This window comes from Ruegeria sp. CF1, from assembly GCF_056537445.1.
In genome coordinates, this window is sequence record NZ_JBQFRN010000006.1 from 154,439 (window position 1) to 173,078 (window position 18,640).

The following is an 18,640-nucleotide window of genomic DNA, read 5'->3' on the forward strand; positions in this document are numbered from 1 at the left end:
TCAGCGGGGACGATGTATATGGGCGCTTTGAACGATGCCAAAGGCGGCCATCAGGACCAGCATGGCCGAGCCGCCATAACTGACCATCGGCAGCGGTACTCCGACCACAGGGGCCAGCCCCATCACCATCGACATATTGACGGCAAAGAACAGGAAGAAATTCAGCGCGATCCCAAGTGTCACCAGAGACGAGAAACGATCCTTGGTCGACAGCGCCGTGACCATGCAGAAGATCAGGATCAGACCGTAAAGGATCAACAGTGTGATGCCGCCGACAAAGCCGAACTCTTCGGCCAAGGTGGTGAAGATGAAATCGGTGTGTTTTTCGGGCAGGAAGTTAAGACGTGATTGCGTTCCCTGCATGAAACCGCGCCCATTCCAGCCCCCCGAACCCAGAGCGATCTTGGATTGCGTGATGTGATATCCCGCTCCCAACGGATCGGTTGAAGGATCCAGAAACGTATCGATGCGTCGGAACTGGTAATCTTTGAGCAACTGCCATTCTGTCCCTCGGCTGTTGAACACCGCAGCTATCAGGCCAACCCCCGCTGCAATCACGGCAGCGAAATAGGCCCAATGCACCCCGGCAAGGAACATCAGACCACCACCAGCAGCCAATAACAGGATCGATGTGCCTAGGTCGGGCTGGCGCAGCACCATGAATGTCGGGATCAGAATCAAAATGACCGGGATAATCACCCAGAGCGGGCGCGACGTTTTGTGCGCCGGCAGCCAGTCGTAATAAGCGGCCAGCACCATCACCAACGCCACTTTCATTACTTCTGAGGGTTGCAGCCGCATGAAGCCCAGATCAATCCAGCGCTGCGCCCCCATGCCGATCGTTCCAAACAGTTCGACCACGATCAGTAGACCGATCGCGCCCAGATAGGCCACAACCGACATGTTCCGCCAGAACCAGATAGGCACAAGCGCGATGATAAACATGGCTGCCAAGCCCAGACCGAACCGTTCCATTTGCGGTTCCGCCCACGGCATCCAGGATCCACCCGCGACCGAGTAGAGCATCAGGAACCCCGCGCTTGCCACGCTGATCAGCAATAGGGTGAGCGGCCAGTTCATATAAAGGAACTTGCGAAACCCCGACGGCGTGGATTTGACGGCATATTCAAGATAGCTCATGCGCGGTCCTTCTCGTCAGGACGCGCTTTGGGGCGACGGTCACCCTCCAGCCGTTTCTGTTGTTCTTTGATGCGCTCTCGGTCTCCGGCCGGATACGCCTCGAGCGGTGGCGTGCCATCGTAGAGTGCCTGCAGCATGATATCGCGCGCCACTGGGGCCGCGGCTTTGGAGCCGCCTCCGCCGTGTTCCACCACCACAGCCACGGCGTATTTCGGATTGTCATAGGGGGCGAAGCTGACGAACAGGGCGTGGTCTCGACGCTCCCATGGCAGGTCTTCGTTTCGGATTACACCTGCGGCGCGTTCTGCCTTGGTAATATTGCGCACCTGACTAGTGCCGGTTTTGCCCGCCATGCGGAACTCATCGGCAATGATGCGACTGCGATACGCGGTGCCACGCCTGTTATTCGAGACCGTGAACATGGCTTTGCGCACTTGCTCAAGGTTGTTGCGATTGACCTGCAGCGGTTCACCCGCGCCCGTGGGTTGCTCAACCCCATTGATTGATCGAACAAGGCGTGGTTGCACGGCACGACCTGTCGCCAAACGCGCCGTCATCACGGCCAATTGAAGCGGTGAGGCAAGCATGAACCCCTGACCGATCGAAGCGTTTGCAGTGTCACCCACCAGCCAGTCCTGTCCGTGAACCCGCTGCTTCCATTCCTGATTGGGGGCAAGCCCGGCAGCAACGGCAGACATCGGAATGTCATGTTTGATACCCAGTCCGAAGGTGCGTGCCATCTCGGAAATCTTGTCGATCCCGACACGTATTGCCACGTCGTAATAGTAGACGTCGCAACTGCGCTTCAGCGAGGTTTCAAGGTCAACCGTCCCGTGCCCGCCGCGTTTCCAGCAGTGAAAGCGGCGGCTGCCCACTTTCATGTGACCCGGACAGTACACTGTACTGGATGGGCTGATCACCCCGGCTTCGAGCGCAGCCATGGCGGTGATCATTTTGAAAGTCGATCCAGGAGGGTAGGTGCCCTGTACTGTCTTATTGGCAAGCGGGCGATACTTGTCCTGCGTCAGCATCTGGTAGTCCGCCACCGAGATCCCACGCACGAACAGGTTCGGATCGAAGCTGGGGGCCGAGCTGATGGCGCGGATGTCGCCGGTTTCGCAATCGATCACGACCGCAGCGGCGCTTTCCCCAGCCAATCGCGCCTGCGCGTATTGCTGCAGATTGGCGTCGACTGACAATTGCAAATCTGCCCCGGCTTCGCCGACCTGGCGGTCCAGCTCGCGCATCACCCGGCCTGTGGCGTTGACCTCAACCCGCTTGGCCCCGGCCTTGCCGCGCAAGGTGATCTCTTGCTTGGCTTCCAGCCCGACCTTGCCGATCTGGAACCGTGGGATGCGCAGTACCGGCTCGGGGTCTTCAATCTGGCTCAGATCATAGTCGCTGACCGGGCCGACATAGCCGACCACATGGGCGAAATCTTCATAGCGCGGATACTGACGTGTCATGCCGACCTCGGGCGTGACACCAGGCAGTGCGGGGGCATTGACCGCGACTTTCGAGATATCCTCCCACGTTACTTGATCGGCCAGCGTGACCGGCAGAAACGGGGCCGATCGGCGCATTTCGGTTTTGGCACGCTCGATTTCGTCCCCGGTCAACGGGATCAGTTCCGAAAGCTTGGCGATGACCTTGTCGATATCGCCTGCATCCTCGCGCACGATGACGATGCGATAGGACTGAGAGTTTAATCCGATGATCTGCCCGTTTCGGTCATAAATCCGGCCCCGGGTTGGTGGGATCAGACGGATGTTGATCCGGTTTTCTTCGGCCAGCAGACGGTATTCATCCGCTTGATCCACCTGCATGAACCGCATCCGGGCTGCCAGCCCCCCGATAAAGGCCGCTTGTAGCCCACCGAGGATCAAGGCGCGGCGCGGCAAACGTTTGTAAGCAAGGCCCTTGGGCTTTGGTTTGCGCTGCTTCATGGCCGCACCCGTGGCATCGTGCTGTCGGCAACAGATTTGCGCCTTACGCCAAACACAGTTTGGCTCATCAAAACCATCACAGGATAGATTGCGATTGTCAGAATAACTTGCACCACTACCGGTCCCAGAGTTGCCTGTTGCACCGAGAGGATAGCAAGAATGAGTCGATAGAGCACAAACACAACCGTGATCACTGCCCCGACGGTTGCCCATTCGCCCACAAACCCACTGTCTTTCATGCCAGCTGCAGTGGAATGAAGATAGGCTGCACCCAGAACCACTAACGCAGCAAGCAACCCCGGTGGGCGTTGCAACAGCAAATCGGCCATGAACATGACCATGGCAATGATCAGGATCGGAATATATTCCGGCCGCCGCAAAACCCAAGCGTAAGTAAGAGCGATCAGTATGTCAGGAAAGGGCAGGCGATCAGGTTTTGTATCCAGCGGCAACAGGTGCAGAAAAACCACAAATGCCGCCAGAGCGACATAGAGACCGCGCTTGGCCCACAGACCTGAGACCGACCTATCCATCATTGACCTCGGATGGGGTCAAGGATGCTTCGGGTTGACGCGGGCCGACGATATCACCGGATTCCGTGATTGGTGGGGCCGACTGATAGCGTAGTACGCGCAGAAACTCGAGCCGCTCGAAATCTGCCGACAGCCGCACACGCAACCTGCCACCGGGATCAACCGTGATTTGACCGATCAGCAAGCCACCGGGGAACACGCCACCATCGCCTGATGTAACGACCCGGTCGCCCGGTCGCACGAGTTCCCGGTTTTCCAGAAACTCCACTGCAGGGGCCGAAGTATTGTCACCTGCGATCAGCGCCGTCTGCCCCGAAGGCTGGATCGTCGCCGGGATCGCGCTTGAGGCATCGGTCATCAGGATCACGCGCGCGGTATCCGGGCCCACGCCCGAGATGCGCCCGACCACTCCGATCCCGTCCATCGTTGCCCAACCATCCACGATCCCGTCACGCTCGCCTACGTTCAACAGCACAGATTGCCTGAAGGGTGAGCCGCTATCGGCCATCACCACCCCGGTGACATAGGTCAGGCGCGGATCGAGCCGTACGTTGTTGAGATCCAGCAGGCGGGCGTTTTCCTGTTCCAGCTGCAGCGCGGCCTCTTTCCAGGCGCGCATCAGGCGCAGCTCGCTGCGCAATTCCTGGTTCTGCTCGCTCAGCCGCTGATAGCTTTGGAAATCACGAGACAGGTTCACCAGCGCAGTGACCGGAACCATTGCCCACTCCATCGAGGGGACAACCGTGTCCACCACCTGCGCGCGGAACCGTTCGACGCGCGGGCTGTCGATGCGCCAGATCAGGAAGATACCCAGCAGGCACAGGACCACGATCCCCAGCAGCAGGCGGCGCAAAGGGGTCGTGTATTCATCGCGCTGTGATCGGTCCTTTGCCACAGGTTACCTTCCCGTGCTGCTCGTGCCCGAGTTCTCACCCCATCAGGGTGCGCGCCTTAGCTTTCGTAGTCAATCGCGTGGCGCAGTTGTTTTTCGTATTCGAGTGCTTTGCCCGTGCCCAAAGCCACACAATTCAGGCTTTCATCAGCAATAGAAACTGCCAAACCGGTTTGCTCGCGCAGCGCCAGATCCAGATCACCCAGCAGCGCACCGCCACCGGTCAGCATCACGCCCCGGTCCACGATGTCCGCCGCCAGATCGGGCGGCGTGGTTTCCAGCGCGGTCATCACCGCCTCGCAAATCTGCTGCACGGGTTCAGACAGCGCTTCGGCCACCTGAGCCTGGCTGATCTCGATTTCCTTGGGCACACCGTTCAGCAGGTCGCGACCCCGGATATGCATCGACTGGCCACGCCCGTCGTCTGGCATCCGTGCGGTACCGATGGTGGTCTTGATCCGTTCCGCAGTTGATTCACCCACCAGCAGGTTCTGTTGACGCCGCAGGTACGAGATGATCGCTTCGTCCATCCGGTCTCCACCCACGCGGACCGAGCGGGCATAGACGATGTCGCCCAGCGACAGAACTGCAACCTCGGTGGTCCCGCCGCCGATATCCACAACCATGTTGCCAGTTGGATCGGTAATCGGCATTCCTGCACCAATCGCAGCAGCAATCGGTTCGGCAATCAGGCCGGCGCGGCGCGCGCCTGCAGACAGAACCGATTGGCGGATTGCGCGTTTTTCAACCGGGGTTGCGCCATGAGGGACGCAAACGATGATCTTGGGTTTCGAGAATGTCGAGCGTTTATGCACCTTGCGGATAAAATGCTTGATCATCTCTTCGGCGGTGTCGAAGTCCGCGATGACACCCTCGCGCATCGGACGGATGGCTTCAATGGAGCCCGGGGTCCGGCCCAACATCAGCTTGGCGTCCTCGCCAACAGCAAGGACTTTCTTGACCCCATCCTTGACGTGGTAGGCAACGACCGAGGGCTCAGATAGGATCACTCCACGCCCTTTGACATAAACCAGCGTGTTCGCTGTTCCAAGGTCGATAGCCATGTCCGCTGTGAACAGGCCGCCCAGATTGCCAAAGATGCCCATATTTCCCTGATCCCGTTTGTCAGAATTTCCACTGCCCGCGACTCGACGGTTCCGGGACGGATGCCTTATAGGGTGCCAACTCGCCCGGTTAAAGGGCTGATTCCGCGACAGTCAGCACCTTTCCGCCTTATTGATGGGGACTTTAGAAGGCAAGATGCTCTCATATCAACACATTTACCACGCAGGAAATCTGGCTGATGTACAAAAGCACGCTTTATTGGCGTGGACGCTGCGTTATTTGACCCAAAAGGACAAACCCCTCAGCTATATCGAAACGCACTCCGGGCGTGGACTATATCACCTTGACGCGGCTGAGGCGGTTCGAACGGGTGAAGCTGTCGCCGGGATCGGGCGCGTCAGGCGCGAAGGTTGGTTTGATTCCGATCATCCAATGGCGCGGGTGCTGGATACCATACAGGCCAGTCACGGCGTGCAAGCGTATCCCGGTTCACCTCTGATTGCGGCCAACCTGCTGCGAAAACAGGATAGCTTGCATTTCGCCGAGCTGCATCCGCAGGAACATACGGCACTTTCACTGGCGCTGTCTCCTTTCGGGGCGAAGGTCTATCGGCAGGATGGGTTTGAGTTGGCCCAATCGTTGCTGCCTCCGACCCCGAGGCGGGGCATGATGCTGATCGATCCCAGTTATGAAGTGAAAGCCGAGTATGACCGTTTGCCTGGGGTGATCGCGAAGCTGCACCGCAAATGGAATGTGGGTGTGATCGCACTTTGGTATCCAATCCTGACGGATGCACGTCACAAGGCTATGATTTCGTCTCTGAAATCCGCTGGATATCCCAAAACGATTTGCCATGAGGTCACGTTCCCTCCGGCGCGGGAAGGTCATCGCATGGTCGGATCAGGTATGTTCATGTTGAATGCACCCTTCGGGATCGAAGACGAAACGCGCCGCTTGTCGGAGCTGTTCGCTCAGCTTTGATAAGCAAGAATTACGCAGGGAAAGCTCCCGTCCTGTTTGCCCGCATCAAAGATGCCGTCAAACGCGTTGGGCCCGGCAGCGCGCCAGAGGCGCGCTGCCGGGCCCAAAACCCAAGAAGGGTCGGCGAAGCCGGGCCGCCGCGGGTGCGGGAGCCATTCGCCTTACCCTTCAATCAGGTCAGGTCTTTGTAGCTGATCTCGCGTGTATCTGCCCCCGGACCGGCCTTTTCACGACGCATGATCAGGCGGTTCAGCGCGTGGATATAGGCTTTGGCCGACGCAACCACCGTATCTGTATTTGCAGACTGACCGGTGGCGATCATACCATCCTCTTCCAGACGGACCGAAACCGTGGCTTGCGCGTCCGTGCCTTCGGTTACCGCATGCACCTGATACAGTTGCAGCCGCGCAGTGTTGGGATAGATCGCCCGGATCGCCCGGAAGGTTGCGTCGACTGGGCCGTCACCGTTTTCCGTGGCGATCCTGTCTGCACCCTCTACTTCCAGCTCGACCGTCGCTTCGGCCTGACCTCCGGTACCGCAGGTCACTTTCATCGACACCAGTTGCAGGTGATCGTCCGCTTCGTCGTCGACGCTCATCAACGCGATGAGGTCATCGTCAAAGACTTCTTTCTTGCGGTCGGCCAGATCCTTGAAGCGCACGAAAATGTCTTTGAGCTGGTTGTCACCAACCTCATACCCCAGCGTTTCAAGCTTATCGCGCAGTGCAGCGCGGCCCGAATGCTTGCCCAGCGGCAAAGAGGTGCCAGAGAGCCCAATGTCTTCAGGGCGCATGATCTCGAAGTTTTCGCGGTTCTTCAGCATGCCATCCTGATGGATGCCGCTTTCATGGGCAAAAGCGTTCTTGCCGACAATGGCCTTGTTGAACTGCACCGGAAATCCGGCCACGGTCGCGACCCGGCGCGAAATATGCATGATCTTGGTGGTGTCGATGCCAGTATGCCACGGCATGATGTCGTTGCGTGTGCGCAACGCCATCACAACTTCTTCCAGCGCGGTGTTGCCTGCGCGTTCACCCAACCCGTTTATGGTGCATTCGATCTGACGCGCACCACCTGCGACAGCTGCCAGAGAGTTCGCTGTCGCCATGCCAAGGTCGTTGTGGCAGTGGGTGGCAAAGATTACCTCATCCGCGCCTGGAACCGTCTCGATCAGGCGCTTGATCAGATCTGCAGACTCGACCGGGGCAGTATAACCGACAGTATCGGGGATATTGATCGTGGTGGCGCCAGCCTTGATTGCAATCTCGATCACGCGGCACAGATAATCCCATTCGGTCCGGGTCGCATCCATCGGCGACCACTGCACGTTTTCGCAAAGGTTGCGCGCGTGGCTGACCGTTTCGTGGATCTTGTCGGCCATCTCGTCTTGCGTCAGATTTGGTATCGCCCGGTGCAGCGGAGAGGTTCCGATAAAGGTGTGGATCCGGTTCTTCTCGGCGTGTTTCACCGCCTCCCAACACCGATCGATATCGGCGAAATTGGCGCGGGCCAGACCACAGATGCGGCTGTTCTTCGAGCGCTCGGCAATCTCGGACACCGCTTTGAAGTCGCCTTCCGATGCAATGGGGAATCCGGCTTCGATGATGTCGACGCCCATCTCATCCAGAAGCTCGGCAATTTCGAGCTTTTCGTTGTGGGTCATGGTCGCGCCGGGGCTCTGCTCGCCGTCGCGCAAGGTGGTGTCGAAGATCACGACGCGGTCTTGATCGGTCACGTTTGTCATGGGGTTCTCTTTCTTCTTCTGTCCTAAAGCCTCTTGGCGCGCGGGCGTCCTCCTCTGAGCGGGCGCGCCGGATGGCACGCTCAGAGGCGGATTAGGATCAGTAGACCACGCAACAACGCACCGCTGGGTGCGGCGTTTGCAAAAGCGATATCTGCGCGGTTGATCATGGAGATCAGCTTATACAGGGCGCGCGGCGAATGAAAAGCGGGAAATTTACGGGGGAACAAAATTGACGGTGGAGTTGAAGCGATGAAGCTTTCGGCTAACTTCTCGTGCATGAAAACTGCATTAATCATCGGAGCTTCTGGCGGTATCGGGCGCGCTTTGAATGACCACCTGACAACGGATGGTGTCAAAGTCACCCGACTGGCCAGATCAACGGATGGGTTTGACCTGACCGACCCGGATGGCGCAGAGCGTATGCTGGCGTCCCTTTCTGATCCGTTTGATCTGATCCTTGTGGCCTCAGGGGCGCTTGAGATTAACGGTATGGGTCCGGAAAAATCTATGCGCACCTTGTCGGCGAAGGCGATGATGGACCAGTTTGCACTGAACGCAGTTGGCCCGGCCTTGGTGTTGAAGCACGTGCACCGCCTGCTGCCACGCGACCGCAGATCGGTGATCGCCGTGCTGTCGGCCCGGGTTGGTTCAATCGGGGACAACCGGCTGGGTGGGTGGGTCAGTTATCGTGCGGCCAAGGCGGCTGTGAATCAGATAGTACATACGGCTGCCATCGAATTGGCGCGCACGCACAAACAGGCCATATGTGTCGCTTTGCACCCCGGAACAGTCAAAACGGCCTTTACCGAAAAGTACCTTGCCCGCCACCCGGCTGTTGAACCCGTTGAGGCCGCGGCCAATCTGCTGTCCGTCATCAATGGACTCACCCCCGCTGACTCGGGCAGTTTTTACGATTGGGCTGGCAAGCGCGTGCCTTGGTAGGGCTGATTTAGCCGTCGTTTATATCCGGGTCTGTCGCGTCAGGGGCGGGCGCGTCGGGGGTAGAGTCTGGCTCAGTGGTTTCAGCACCCGCAGCGGGGGTTTCGGGGGCAGTCTCTGTTTCGGTCGCCAGCGTGTCATTTTCCCAGACGCCGATCTCAACCTCGCCGCCCGCGAAACGCATCGTGCCGTCACCGTGGCGTTTATTTTCCAGAAAATTGCCCTCATAGACATCACCGGTCTCATAGGTGGCGGTTCCAAATCCAGTGATCTTGCCGTTGGCCCAGTCGCCTGTGTAGCTATATCCGCCCGGTCGGGTCAGTGTTCCCTTGCCGTGACGCTTGCCATTCAGAAAATCGCCTTCGTAAATGATCCCGTCCGGAAACGTAGCCTTGCCCTTCCCCTGTCGGACACCGTCTACCCAATCGCCATCATAGCGATAGCCATTTGCAAAGGTCAGAATACCTTTGCCGTCGAAGCGGGCGTTTTTGAACTGGCCCGTATAAGCCGTTCCGTTGGGATAGGTTGCCGTGCCGGTGCCCTCAAAAATCCCGGCGATCCAGTTGCCGTCGTAAATTGATCCGTCGGGGTATGTCGTTTGCCCCTTGCCATGAGGCAGGTCATCCAGAAAGTCGCCGATATAAACCGAACCATCGGGATAGAGCATCTCACCCAGGCCCTCAATCTGGCCCTTTTGCCAGGCACCTGTGTACGCAAACCCGTCGCTGCCCTTGTAGGTGCCCTGACCATGGCGCTGGTCGTCAGAATAGTCGCCTTCATAGGTCGCACCGTTGGCGTATATGGACTTGCCTTTGCCCTGTCGGCGATTTTCGACCATTTCGCCTTCGTAGACATCTCCGTTGGGTTGAACCAAACGGCCTGTTCCGGCCATCTGATCGTTGGCCCATGACCCGGCATAGGTCATGCCGTCGACCCAGACTTGACTGCCCTGACCATGCCGTTGCCCGCCATTCAAGTCGCCCTCATAGGTACTTCCATCGGCGTAGGTGATCTTGGCGCTGCCGGTTTTCTGGCCGTTTACCCAGTCGCCCTCATAAACCGAGCCATCCGGGCCGGTCAGCACGCCGTGACCGTGATATCTGGCGTCCTTGAAGCCGCCCTCGTATCGCGAGCCGTTGGAATATGTCGCAATACCGGTTCCGTTTATCGTGCCGTTGGCCCACTCGCCCTCATAGGACTGGCCATCAGAATAGACGATTTTGCCGCGCCCTTCTGGTTGGCCCTTGGTGAATGTCCCTTCATAGACAGAGCCATTGGCGTAGCGCGCGGTGCCTTGCCCTTGAATCTCGCCCTCGACCCATTGACCGGAATATTCAAAACCGTTCGGCAGGCGGTAAGTGCCGGTGCCATGGCGCAGCCCGTTTTCGAACGTGCCCTCGTAGACACCTCCGACATCATCATCAGCGATGACAATCTGACCGTCCTGTTGGGCGATCACAAAAGATGCCAGCATTGTAAGCGTTGCAGCGGTAAGGGATGTGCGGATCGCTTTCATTTTTGTACCTGCCTGCGGTGTTTGTGTTGGCGCAAAACTAAGATACCGCCGAGGGCAGAGCAACGGCTTTTGGCGCATTTGCCTTTCACTCGCGGTGTGATCTGCTAAATCCCTGAAAGACATGAGGGCAAGAGGGCAAAAATGGCCGATCGTTTCCGCATCACTCTGGCGCAATTGAACCCAATGGTTGGGGATATCGACGGTAATGCCGCCAAGGCTGCTGCAGCCTGGCAGCAAGGGCGCGCGGCGCAGGCCGATCTTGTGGCGCTGCCCGAGATGTTCATAACCGGCTACAATACCCAGGATCTGGTGATGAAGCCCGCGTTTCATCGGGCCGCGATGAATGCGGTGCAGGCGTTGGCTGAAGACTGTGCCGACGGCCCGGCGTTGGCCATCGGCGGTCCTTGGGTTGAAGATGGGAAGCTTTATAACGCCTACCTGATCCTTAAAGGTGGGCGGATTGTCAGCAAAGTTCTTAAACATCATTTGCCCAATGAAACCGTCTTTGATGAAGTACGCCTTTATGATGCGGGTCCTATGGGCGGCCCTTATGCGGTTGGAAATGTTCGTATCGGTAGCCCGATTTGCGAGGATGGGTGGCACGAGGATGTCTCCGAGACACTGGAAGAAACCGGGGCCGAGTTTCTGCTGATCCCCAACGGCTCGCCCTATTTTCGAAACAAATACGATATCCGGTTGAACCACATGGTGGCTCGCACGGTCGAAACGGGTCTGCCGGTAATCTACCTGAACATGGTCGGCGGGCAGGATGATCAGGTTTTCGACGGTGCTACGTTTGGATTGAACCCGGGTGGAGAGCTTGCGTTCCGCATGCCCGTCTTCGATGAGGCCGTCAGCCATATCGATCTGTCGCGCCAAGATGACGGATGGCGTATTGTGGCTGGTGAAGTCGTGCCGCAACCCGACGAATGGGAGCAGGATTATCGCGCGATGGTGCAATCTCTGCGCGATTACATGGGCAAGACGGGGTTTGGCAAAGCTGTGCTGGGGTTGTCGGGCGGCGTCGACTCGGCGCTGGTGGCCGCAATAGCCGTGGATGCGATCGGTGCGGAAAATGTACGCTGCGTAATGCTGCCTTCGGAATATACAAGCCAAAGTTCTTTGGATGATGCCGAAGCCGTCGCCAAGGCGCTGGGCGTGCACTACGACTTTGTGCCGATCTCTGAGGGACGCGCAGCGGTAACCAACACTTTGGCTCCGCTTTTTGCAGGGCGGAATGAGGACCTGACCGAAGAAAATGTCCAGTCTCGCCTGCGCGGTCTTCTGCTAATGGCGATCTCGAACAAGTTTGGCGAGATGCTGCTGACCACCGGCAACAAGTCCGAGGTCGCAGTCGGCTACGCCACTATCTATGGTGACATGAACGGTGGCTATAACCCGATCAAGGATCTGTACAAAACCCGCGTGTTCGAGACCTGCCGCTGGCGCAACGCCAATCATCGCGATTGGATGATGGGTCCCGAGGGTGAGGTCATACGCCCTTCGGTGATCGACAAGCCGCCAAGTGCTGAATTGCGTGAAGACCAGAAAGACAGCGACAGCCTGCCGGACTACCCCGTTCTCGATGCGATTCTTGATATTTTGGTGGATCAGGATGGCTCAATCGCCGACTGCGTTGCAGCCGGATTTGACGAGGCCGAGGCCCGGCGGGTCGAACATCTGATTTACATTAGTGAATACAAGCGCTTCCAGTCCGCGCCTGGCACACGGTTGACACCGCGGGCCTTCTGGCTGGATCGCCGCTATCCGATTGTAAATCGCTGGCGGGATAGAACGTAAGCACCGCTCTGATTGAAGAATTTACCATTGTTTCGAAAGTGCATGGTAATGTGGATTTCTGCGGCAGTTTGTTTATCCATTTCAGCCAGTTGTGCGATGAAAAGACTATGTTTCGCTTGTACGTGCGTCCTTTTTTTGCCACATTTACGACAGGGGTCTGCCTCATATGGGGCGGATGTGACGCAATCCGGTAGGTTGGCCTGCCATTTTCAGAGCCGATGACCGGGATTGTGGAACTGGGAAAAGGCATCCGTGTTTGGGATGTCAGTAAAGGTATTGGTGGTCAAATGACGAATGGATACGATAAGCCGCTTCATTCTCCGTTGCAGTTGAAGCCTATGGAATCAGCGCCGCGCAAGTTGGATGAACAGGCGCTGGATGCTGCGATTGCAGACATTATGAGCCAGGAAGAGCCGACGCCCGGCGCGGTGGCAGGCCCGGTTCCGTTGCGATCGGAATTTCCGGTGTTGCAGCCACAGGAATCGCTTGCATCAAAGTCCGATCCCAAGCTCAGCACGGTACTGCGCCAGAAATGGGCGCAACTTTCCGGGGCGGCGTAATCTGAACGCATCTGCGCGGCGTTATTCGCCGCGCATTGGCCAATTGGCCACAGGTTCCGGCAATTGCCCGGGACCAACCGTTTTCTACATTGCCAGTGAAATCGCCTTCAGGCTGGATGTCGCTCCGATGAACGAGCACCGAGCGGTTAATGCCAGGCCCCACACCGACACCCGTCGAATCTGATCTCACACTTCCCAAACACGTAGATGTTGTCGTCATAGGTGGTGGAATCATCGGGGCTTCGGCAGCCTTCGAGCTTGCTGAGCGAGGTGCTTCCGTTTTGTTGTGCGAGAAGGGCCGGATTGCGGGCGAGCAAAGCTCGCGCAATTGGGGCTGGGTGCGCCTTGGGACACGTGATCCGCGCGAGATCCCCCTGATGCAAGAGGCGCTTAGAATCTGGCAAGGGCTGGATGCGCGATTGGGACGCGCCACAGGCTATGTTCAATCAGGAATCGTGTTTGGCGCATCTGGCGCACGAGACGATGAAAACCTGACGCGATGGCTGGACCATGTTGAAGGGCTGCAAACAGGTGCTCGCATGGTATCCGGCCCTGAACTGGACGGGTTGCTGTCGGATAACAGTATGAAACTGCGCTCAGCGCTTTACATGCCGCAGGACGGGCGAGCCGAGCCGCAATGGGCGGCCCCCGCATTCGCCGAGGCGGCGCGCGACCGTGGGGCCGCGATCATGACGCAATGCGCGGTGCGAAGTGTCGATGTTGCTGCGGGCCGGATCGCAGGTGTTTTCACCGAACGCGGCCGCGTAAGGTGTAGTCAAGTCGTACTTGCAGGCGGAGCCTGGTCTCGGCTGTTTGCGGGGAACGCTGGAATCGCTCTGCCACAGCTCAAAGTGCTCAATACGGTCATGCGGACCTCTCCGGTTGCAGAAGGGCCAGAGGTGTCGCTTTGGAGTGATGATTTTGCCATTCGAAAGCGCTCGGACGGGGGATACACCATAGCTTCGGGTCACGAGAATACGGTGGATATCGTTCCCGACAGTTTCCGACTCGGGTTGCAGTTTCTGCCCGCATTCCGGCAAGAGTGGCGGTCCTTAAGGTTTCGCCTTTCGAGACGCTGGATGGTCGAGGCGAATGAAGACCGAAGCTGGCTGCCGACCGATGTGACACCGTTTGAACATTGCCGAGTACTCGACCCGGAACCTTCCCAGAAAGTGTTGCGAAGGGCGTGGGCCAACGCCCGCAAGGCGTTGCCTGCGCTTGATAGTGCGGAGATCGTGCAAAGCTGGGCCGGCCTGATCGATGTGACCCCGGATGCGATCCCGGTCATCTCGAAAGTGGACGCGGTGCTGGGCCTTCATATTGCGACCGGTTTCTCCGGCCACGGTTTTGGCATCGGTCCTGCCGCAGGTCGATTAGTGGCGGACCTTGTTACGGAAAGCACGCCTTGCGTTGATCCGACCGCCTTTCGCCTGTCCCGTTTCACGGATGGGTCAAAAGTGCGGCCGGATGCTGGTTTTTAGCTCCTAGCCCATCATTTGATAGCTGACCGGCACGAACCGGAACCCGTCGCCACGGGATTCGACATAACCAGCGGCTGGGAAAGGCATGTGATAGCCGATCATAGGCACTTTGTCCGCAGCCAGCATGCCCAGCACATTCCGGCGCGATTCCGTTGCAGCGGCTTTGTCCATGTCGAATCGCACTTCCCATTCAGGATGTGCAAATGACCAGACATAGTGATTTGCAAGATCCGCCGTCAGGACCAGACGCTGACCGTTGCTTTCTAGGTGATAGACCATATGGCCCGGAGTATGCCCAAACGCTGCCATACCGGTGACGCCGGATGCGACTTCACCACCATCCCCGATAAAGGTCATCTTCTCTGCCATCGGGGTGACTTTGGCTGCAACCATATCACCCACTCGGTTGCCCGCGTCTTGCGCTGACCAAAAGTCGTATTCGGGTGCTGCTGTTACATAACGCGCATTGGCAAAAGTCGCGGCATCATTGGTTGTCATACCACCGATATGATCGGGATGCATGTGGGTAATGACCACCACATCGATCTGATCAGGCGTTACGCCGGCGTCGGCCAACGCGGCCTGAATTCCACCTTGGCCAAGCCCAGTATCAAACAAGATCATCTCGGACCCCGTATTAACCAGCGTTGGTGTGAAGAAGAACTGCGCAACATCTGGCGAGATGAAGTTGTCAGCCGATACACGGGCGAAATCTTCATCCGAGGCGCCGCCGCCGAAAATGTCTTGCGCACCATCACGAGGCAGGCTGCCATCCAACAAGGTGGTGACGGTGAAATCGCCCAGTTGAAACGATTTTGCTATTGTAGAGTTGGCTTTGGTCTCGGTACCTGCGGCCAGAACAGGCGAAGTAGCTGCCGCAAGCGGCAGAGCCGCAACCGTTCCAAGCGCCGCCCGGCGAGTCAATCTGATGGTCATGGTCGTTCTCCCTGTCAGAGCATGTTTGACTGAATTAGGTCAGTCTGGGCCTGTGGCCATACTATGGCACTGTTATATGGGCTGCGTGGTTGAACATTACGTGTTAATTTTTGTTCATGCCGCGATCTGCGAATAAAACCGTACCCACCGAGCAAAACGTTGCTGATTTTCTGGCGAGTATTCAGCCGACCCGCAAGGCGGAGGAGGCGCACGTGCTGGACAGGCTGTTTCGTGAAACCACAGGTTATGCGCCAGTAATGTGGGGCCCGTCGATCATTGGCTATGGTCGATATCATTATCGCTATGCGTCAGGGCGCGAGGGCGACTTTCTCGCAACTGGGTTCTCTCCGCGCAAGGCGGCGCATTCCATCTACATCATGCCAGGGTATGCCGACTTCGGAGATATCTTATCGAGACTGGGCAAGCACAAGCTGGGTAAATCCTGCCTATATGTGAATAAGCTACCGGATATTGATCTCGACGTGCTTCGTGAACTCATCAAAGCCGGGCTCGAACGCTTAGATGGCATTTGGCCGGTTGAACCGACCTGAAAGCCCCTGCTGGACAAAATCGCGCCCATGTGAGATGAGCCGCGCCAACAGGAGACTTCCATGACCACGACCCGTTTTGCCCCGTCGCCCACCGGTTACATCCATGTGGGCAACCTGCGCACCGCCCTGATGAACTATCTGATCGCCCGCAAGGCTGGCGGTACGTTCATTCTGCGCATTGATGACACCGATCCCGAGCGGTCTAAGGAAGAATATGTCGACGCGATCAAGCAGGATCTGGAGTGGTTGGGCCTGCATTGGGACCGGGTTGAGCGACAGTCGGAGCGTCTGGACCGCTACGCCGAGGCCGCCGATAAGCTGCGCGAGATGGGCCGGTTCTATGAGGCGTTCGAGACGCCCACCGAGCTGGACCTCAAGCGCAAGAAGCAACTGAACATGGGCAAGCCGCCGGTCTATGACCGTGCAGCGCTGAACCTCAGCGATGCCGAGAAAGAAGCCCTGCGCGCTGAGCGTGGCAATGGCGTCTGGCGGTTCAAACTGAACCACGAGCGTATCGAATGGAACGATGGCATTTTGGGCGACATCTCGATCGATGCAGCTTCAGTATCCGACCCGGTGCTGATCCGGGGCGATGGTCAGGTTCTCTATACGATTGCCTCTGTGGTCGATGACACCGAGATGGGCGTAACCGATGTCGTGCGCGGCTCGGACCATGTCACCAACACCGCAACGCAGATTCAGATCATCGAGGCGTTGGGCGGCACCTGTCCGCGTTTTGCGCACCACTCGTTGCTGACTGGCCCGCAGGGAGAGGCGTTGTCGAAACGCTTGGGCACTCTGGCCTTGCGCGATCTGCGAGAGCAGGGCGTGCAGCCAATGGCCTTACTGAGCCTGATGGCGCGTCTGGGGTCGTCAGATCCGGTTGAGTTGCGCTCGGATATGTCAGAGTTGATCGACGGCTTTGATGTTACACGCTTCGGTGCGGCCCCAACCAAGTTCGACGTGCAGGACCTGTTCCCGCTGACCGCGAAGCACCTGCAATCGCTACCGCTGGCCGATGTGGCCGATGCCGTTGCTAAAGCAGGTGTACCTGCTGAACTGGCCGAGCCTTTCTGGACCATGGCGCGCGAAAACATCACGACGCTGAGCGATCTCGAGGGATGGTGGGAATTGTGTCGTGATGGGGCCGAACCCCTGATCGCTGACGAGGACCGTGAGTTCATCGCTCAGGCTGTCTCATTGCTGCCCGAAGGCCCATTCGATGGGGAAACTTGGGGCACATGGACCAAGGCCGTGAAAGAGGCCACAGGCCGCAAGGGCAAAGGCCTGTTCATGCCGCTGCGCAAAGCGCTAACGGGGATGGAGCGCGGGCCCGAAATGGCGACCTTGCTGCCGCTGTTGCAGGTGATCCGCGCTCGCGGCTGACTTCAGGGTCAGAGCTTTAGAACACGAAGGAGGCAGGTAAATCACCTGCCTTTCTTTGTTCTCCGGGTCGCAAAACTTGCGCCGAAACGCGTTGCAGGCGGTCATCCACGAATTCGGTCTCGGCCTGCTTCAATTGTTGGTGACGGGGATAACGGGGCTCGGCGCGGTCGTTCAAAATCGGAGCATCCCAACCATCGGTTGTTGCAAAGAAGCGATCGGCGCCCTCTGGTCCAAAAGCCCGCAGATACCCTTGCACGACAACATCAATATAGCTGAGCAATAGGGGATGGTGATTGCTGGGCGCGGTGTGTCGATCATGCGGGACTGCGTAGACAGCGATTTCCACCTCTTGCGTCAGAGTGTGCGTGACCGACCGTGTGGCTGGAACGCGGTCATAGGCCCATTCTCTTTCATCCAACGCGGCCCAGTCGTTTTTAGGAACATGGGCGATCATACCATCGATCTCGGAATCAGCATCCGGCACAGCGGTCAAAAACGCCACCGGGCGCAGATCCGTGTGCCGCCATGCGCGTCGCCAACCTTTCAGTCGCGCTGGGCGCGGGTCGGGGAAATCATGCGTCGACAGGTTCACGAGGCTGCCATAGCCGAAGAAATAAGGGTCTGCCATGCGGGTCGCGTCCTTCTTTGACGATTGATGTATGTCAAACAGTCTTTTTACGAGACATGCAATAAAGCTTCACCTTTAGATTCGGGAGGCCCTAATGCGGATTACCAAACGGACGAATATCGCGGTGCGTGTTTTGATGTATTGCGCCGCACATCAGGAACGGCTGGTCACGAAGGCCGAGATCGCCGATGTCTGTAATATTTCAGAAAACCATCTGGCACAGGTGATCAACCAACTGAGCCAGCTAGACTATCTCAGCACACAACGCGGCCGCAATGGCGGCATGACGCTGGCACGCCCGGCGGATCAGATCCGGGTCGGGTCCGTGTTTCGCCATGTCGAAGGCGGGTTGCCGATTGCCGAGTGTTTTGCGGATGCTGACAACACCTGCCCACTGACCGATGCCTGCCGCCTCCGGTTGGCGCTGCAAGATGCGGCTGAGGTGTTTTATGCGTCGCTGGACGAAATCACGCTCGATGCGTTGGTTTGCGACAATGACCAATTGCTGAAAATATTGCAGCCTGTCGCTTGTATGCGCTGAA

Annotated in this window: 17 protein-coding genes; 8 read left to right on the forward strand and 9 right to left on the reverse strand. The window is 57.9% G+C overall.

All coding sequences use genetic code 11. The features are described 5' to 3' along the window. From rodA to ACRZ96_RS12820, 5 genes are read right to left on the reverse strand one after another with little or no spacing between them, the layout of a single operon-like run. A complete protein-coding gene (rodA, locus tag ACRZ96_RS12800; RefSeq protein WP_170395892.1) occupies positions 1 to 1,140 on the reverse strand; it encodes a rod shape-determining protein RodA in 1,140 nt (379 codons plus the stop codon). Continuing rightward, the gene (mrdA, locus tag ACRZ96_RS12805; protein ID WP_480814701.1) at positions 1,137 to 3,086 is read right to left on the reverse strand and encodes a penicillin-binding protein 2; all 1,950 of its coding nucleotides are present in this window, start codon (positions 3,084 to 3,086) and stop codon (positions 1,137 to 1,139) included. The genes rodA and mrdA overlap by 4 nt, the downstream gene beginning before the upstream one ends. Then, positions 3,083 to 3,619, reverse strand: coding sequence for a rod shape-determining protein MreD (locus ACRZ96_RS12810; RefSeq protein ID WP_170423786.1), 537 nt, complete (start codon positions 3,617 to 3,619; stop codon positions 3,083 to 3,085). The genes mrdA and ACRZ96_RS12810 overlap by 4 nt, the downstream gene beginning before the upstream one ends. Beyond that, positions 3,612 to 4,514: a rod shape-determining protein MreC gene (gene mreC, locus ACRZ96_RS12815; protein ID WP_170423788.1), complete on the reverse strand. Its 903-nt coding sequence runs from the start codon at positions 4,512 to 4,514 to the stop codon at positions 3,612 to 3,614. The genes ACRZ96_RS12810 and mreC overlap by 8 nt, the downstream gene beginning before the upstream one ends. A 56-nt stretch (positions 4,515 to 4,570) precedes the next feature. Further along, complete coding sequence (locus tag ACRZ96_RS12820) at positions 4,571 to 5,617, reverse strand: rod shape-determining protein (RefSeq protein WP_039523195.1); 1,047 nt, start codon at positions 5,615 to 5,617, stop codon at positions 4,571 to 4,573. 154 nt (positions 5,618 to 5,771) lie between these two features. On the opposite strand from ACRZ96_RS12820, the gene ACRZ96_RS12825 reads away from it, so the two are divergent. Continuing rightward, positions 5,772 to 6,557 (forward strand): 23S rRNA (adenine(2030)-N(6))-methyltransferase RlmJ, encoded by a 786-nt coding sequence (locus tag ACRZ96_RS12825; RefSeq protein ID WP_170612941.1) that lies wholly within the window; start codon positions 5,772 to 5,774, stop codon positions 6,555 to 6,557. 172 nt (positions 6,558 to 6,729) lie between these two features. Here the strand turns inward: ACRZ96_RS12825 and ACRZ96_RS12830 are convergent, their stop codons facing one another. Further along, entirely contained in the window at positions 6,730 to 8,301 is a 1,572-nt protein-coding gene (locus ACRZ96_RS12830) for a 2-isopropylmalate synthase (RefSeq protein ID WP_170395900.1), read from the reverse strand. 276 nt (positions 8,302 to 8,577) lie between these two features. Between ACRZ96_RS12830 and ACRZ96_RS12835 the strand changes: the two genes are divergently transcribed. Continuing rightward, positions 8,578 to 9,243 carry an SDR family NAD(P)-dependent oxidoreductase gene (locus ACRZ96_RS12835; RefSeq protein ID WP_480563058.1) on the forward strand — a complete coding sequence of 222 codons (666 nt, stop codon included), beginning with the start codon at positions 8,578 to 8,580 and terminating at the stop codon, positions 9,241 to 9,243. A gap of 7 nt (positions 9,244 to 9,250) precedes the next feature. Here the strand turns inward: ACRZ96_RS12835 and ACRZ96_RS12840 are convergent, their stop codons facing one another. Further along, a complete protein-coding gene (locus tag ACRZ96_RS12840; protein WP_480707161.1) occupies positions 9,251 to 10,756 on the reverse strand; it encodes an MORN repeat-containing protein in 1,506 nt (501 codons plus the stop codon). Between the two features lie 141 nt (positions 10,757 to 10,897). Between ACRZ96_RS12840 and ACRZ96_RS12845 the strand changes: the two genes are divergently transcribed. From ACRZ96_RS12845 to ACRZ96_RS12855, 3 genes are all read left to right on the forward strand, one after another. After that, complete coding sequence (locus tag ACRZ96_RS12845) at positions 10,898 to 12,556, forward strand: NAD+ synthase (protein WP_480707163.1); 1,659 nt, start codon at positions 10,898 to 10,900, stop codon at positions 12,554 to 12,556. A gap of 218 nt (positions 12,557 to 12,774) precedes the next feature. Continuing rightward, complete coding sequence (locus ACRZ96_RS12850; RefSeq protein WP_170395910.1) at positions 12,775 to 13,116, forward strand: hypothetical protein; 342 nt, start codon at positions 12,775 to 12,777, stop codon at positions 13,114 to 13,116. 149 nt (positions 13,117 to 13,265) lie between these two features. Next, complete coding sequence (locus ACRZ96_RS12855; RefSeq protein WP_480772029.1) at positions 13,266 to 14,597, forward strand: NAD(P)/FAD-dependent oxidoreductase; 1,332 nt, start codon at positions 13,266 to 13,268, stop codon at positions 14,595 to 14,597. A gap of 3 nt (positions 14,598 to 14,600) precedes the next feature. Here ACRZ96_RS12855 and ACRZ96_RS12860 read toward each other — a convergent pair whose 3' ends face one another. Continuing rightward, positions 14,601 to 15,533: an MBL fold metallo-hydrolase gene (locus ACRZ96_RS12860; protein ID WP_170395914.1), complete on the reverse strand. Its 933-nt coding sequence runs from the start codon at positions 15,531 to 15,533 to the stop codon at positions 14,601 to 14,603. A 116-nt stretch (positions 15,534 to 15,649) separates the two neighbouring features. Between ACRZ96_RS12860 and ACRZ96_RS12865 the strand changes: the two genes are divergently transcribed. After that, complete coding sequence (locus ACRZ96_RS12865; protein WP_480707167.1) at positions 15,650 to 16,084, forward strand: DUF1801 domain-containing protein; 435 nt, start codon at positions 15,650 to 15,652, stop codon at positions 16,082 to 16,084. A 60-nt stretch (positions 16,085 to 16,144) separates the two neighbouring features. Continuing rightward, positions 16,145 to 17,470 (forward strand): glutamate--tRNA ligase, encoded by a 1,326-nt coding sequence (gene gltX / locus ACRZ96_RS12870; RefSeq protein ID WP_170818627.1) that lies wholly within the window; start codon positions 16,145 to 16,147, stop codon positions 17,468 to 17,470. 16 nt (positions 17,471 to 17,486) lie between these two features. Here gltX and ACRZ96_RS12875 read toward each other — a convergent pair whose 3' ends face one another. Then, positions 17,487 to 18,098, reverse strand: a complete 612-nt coding sequence (locus ACRZ96_RS12875; RefSeq protein ID WP_170514025.1) for a gamma-glutamylcyclotransferase family protein — start codon at positions 18,096 to 18,098, stop codon at positions 17,487 to 17,489. A gap of 94 nt (positions 18,099 to 18,192) precedes the next feature. Here ACRZ96_RS12875 and ACRZ96_RS12880 point away from each other — a divergent pair, with 94 nt between their 5' ends. Next, positions 18,193 to 18,639 carry an RrF2 family transcriptional regulator gene (locus ACRZ96_RS12880; RefSeq protein ID WP_170395922.1) on the forward strand — a complete coding sequence of 149 codons (447 nt, stop codon included), beginning with the start codon at positions 18,193 to 18,195 and terminating at the stop codon, positions 18,637 to 18,639. Position 18,640: the final 1 nt, after the last annotated feature.

Excerpts from the sequence above, each read along its gene's own strand:
- ACRZ96_RS12860 (WP_170395914.1), bottom strand. The coding sequence starts at position 15,533 with ATGACCATCAGATTGACTCGCCGGGCGGCGCTTGGAACGGTTGCGGCT.
- ACRZ96_RS12810 (WP_170423786.1), bottom strand. The coding sequence starts at position 3,619 with ATGGATAGGTCGGTCTCAGGTCTGTGGGCCAAGCGCGGTCTCTATGTC.
- ACRZ96_RS12830 (WP_170395900.1), bottom strand. The coding sequence starts at position 8,301 with ATGACAAACGTGACCGATCAAGACCGCGTCGTGATCTTCGACACCACC.
- ACRZ96_RS12820 (WP_039523195.1), bottom strand. The coding sequence starts at position 5,617 with ATGGGCATCTTTGGCAATCTGGGCGGCCTGTTCACAGCGGACATGGCT.
- gltX (WP_170818627.1), top strand. The coding sequence starts at position 16,145 with ATGACCACGACCCGTTTTGCCCCGTCGCCCACCGGTTACATCCATGTG.
- ACRZ96_RS12835 (WP_480563058.1), top strand. The coding sequence starts at position 8,578 with ATGAAAACTGCATTAATCATCGGAGCTTCTGGCGGTATCGGGCGCGCT.
- ACRZ96_RS12840 (WP_480707161.1), bottom strand. The coding sequence starts at position 10,756 with ATGAAAGCGATCCGCACATCCCTTACCGCTGCAACGCTTACAATGCTG.
- ACRZ96_RS12850 (WP_170395910.1), top strand. The coding sequence starts at position 12,775 with ATGACCGGGATTGTGGAACTGGGAAAAGGCATCCGTGTTTGGGATGTC.
- ACRZ96_RS12825 (WP_170612941.1), top strand. The coding sequence starts at position 5,772 with ATGCTCTCATATCAACACATTTACCACGCAGGAAATCTGGCTGATGTA.
- ACRZ96_RS12855 (WP_480772029.1), top strand. The coding sequence starts at position 13,266 with ATGCCAGGCCCCACACCGACACCCGTCGAATCTGATCTCACACTTCCC.
- rodA (WP_170395892.1), bottom strand. The coding sequence starts at position 1,140 with ATGAGCTATCTTGAATATGCCGTCAAATCCACGCCGTCGGGGTTTCGC.
- ACRZ96_RS12845 (WP_480707163.1), top strand. The coding sequence starts at position 10,898 with ATGGCCGATCGTTTCCGCATCACTCTGGCGCAATTGAACCCAATGGTT.
- ACRZ96_RS12875 (WP_170514025.1), bottom strand. The coding sequence starts at position 18,098 with ATGGCAGACCCTTATTTCTTCGGCTATGGCAGCCTCGTGAACCTGTCG.
- mrdA (WP_480814701.1), bottom strand. The coding sequence starts at position 3,086 with ATGAAGCAGCGCAAACCAAAGCCCAAGGGCCTTGCTTACAAACGTTTG.
- ACRZ96_RS12865 (WP_480707167.1), top strand. The coding sequence starts at position 15,650 with ATGCCGCGATCTGCGAATAAAACCGTACCCACCGAGCAAAACGTTGCT.
- ACRZ96_RS12880 (WP_170395922.1), top strand. The coding sequence starts at position 18,193 with ATGCGGATTACCAAACGGACGAATATCGCGGTGCGTGTTTTGATGTAT.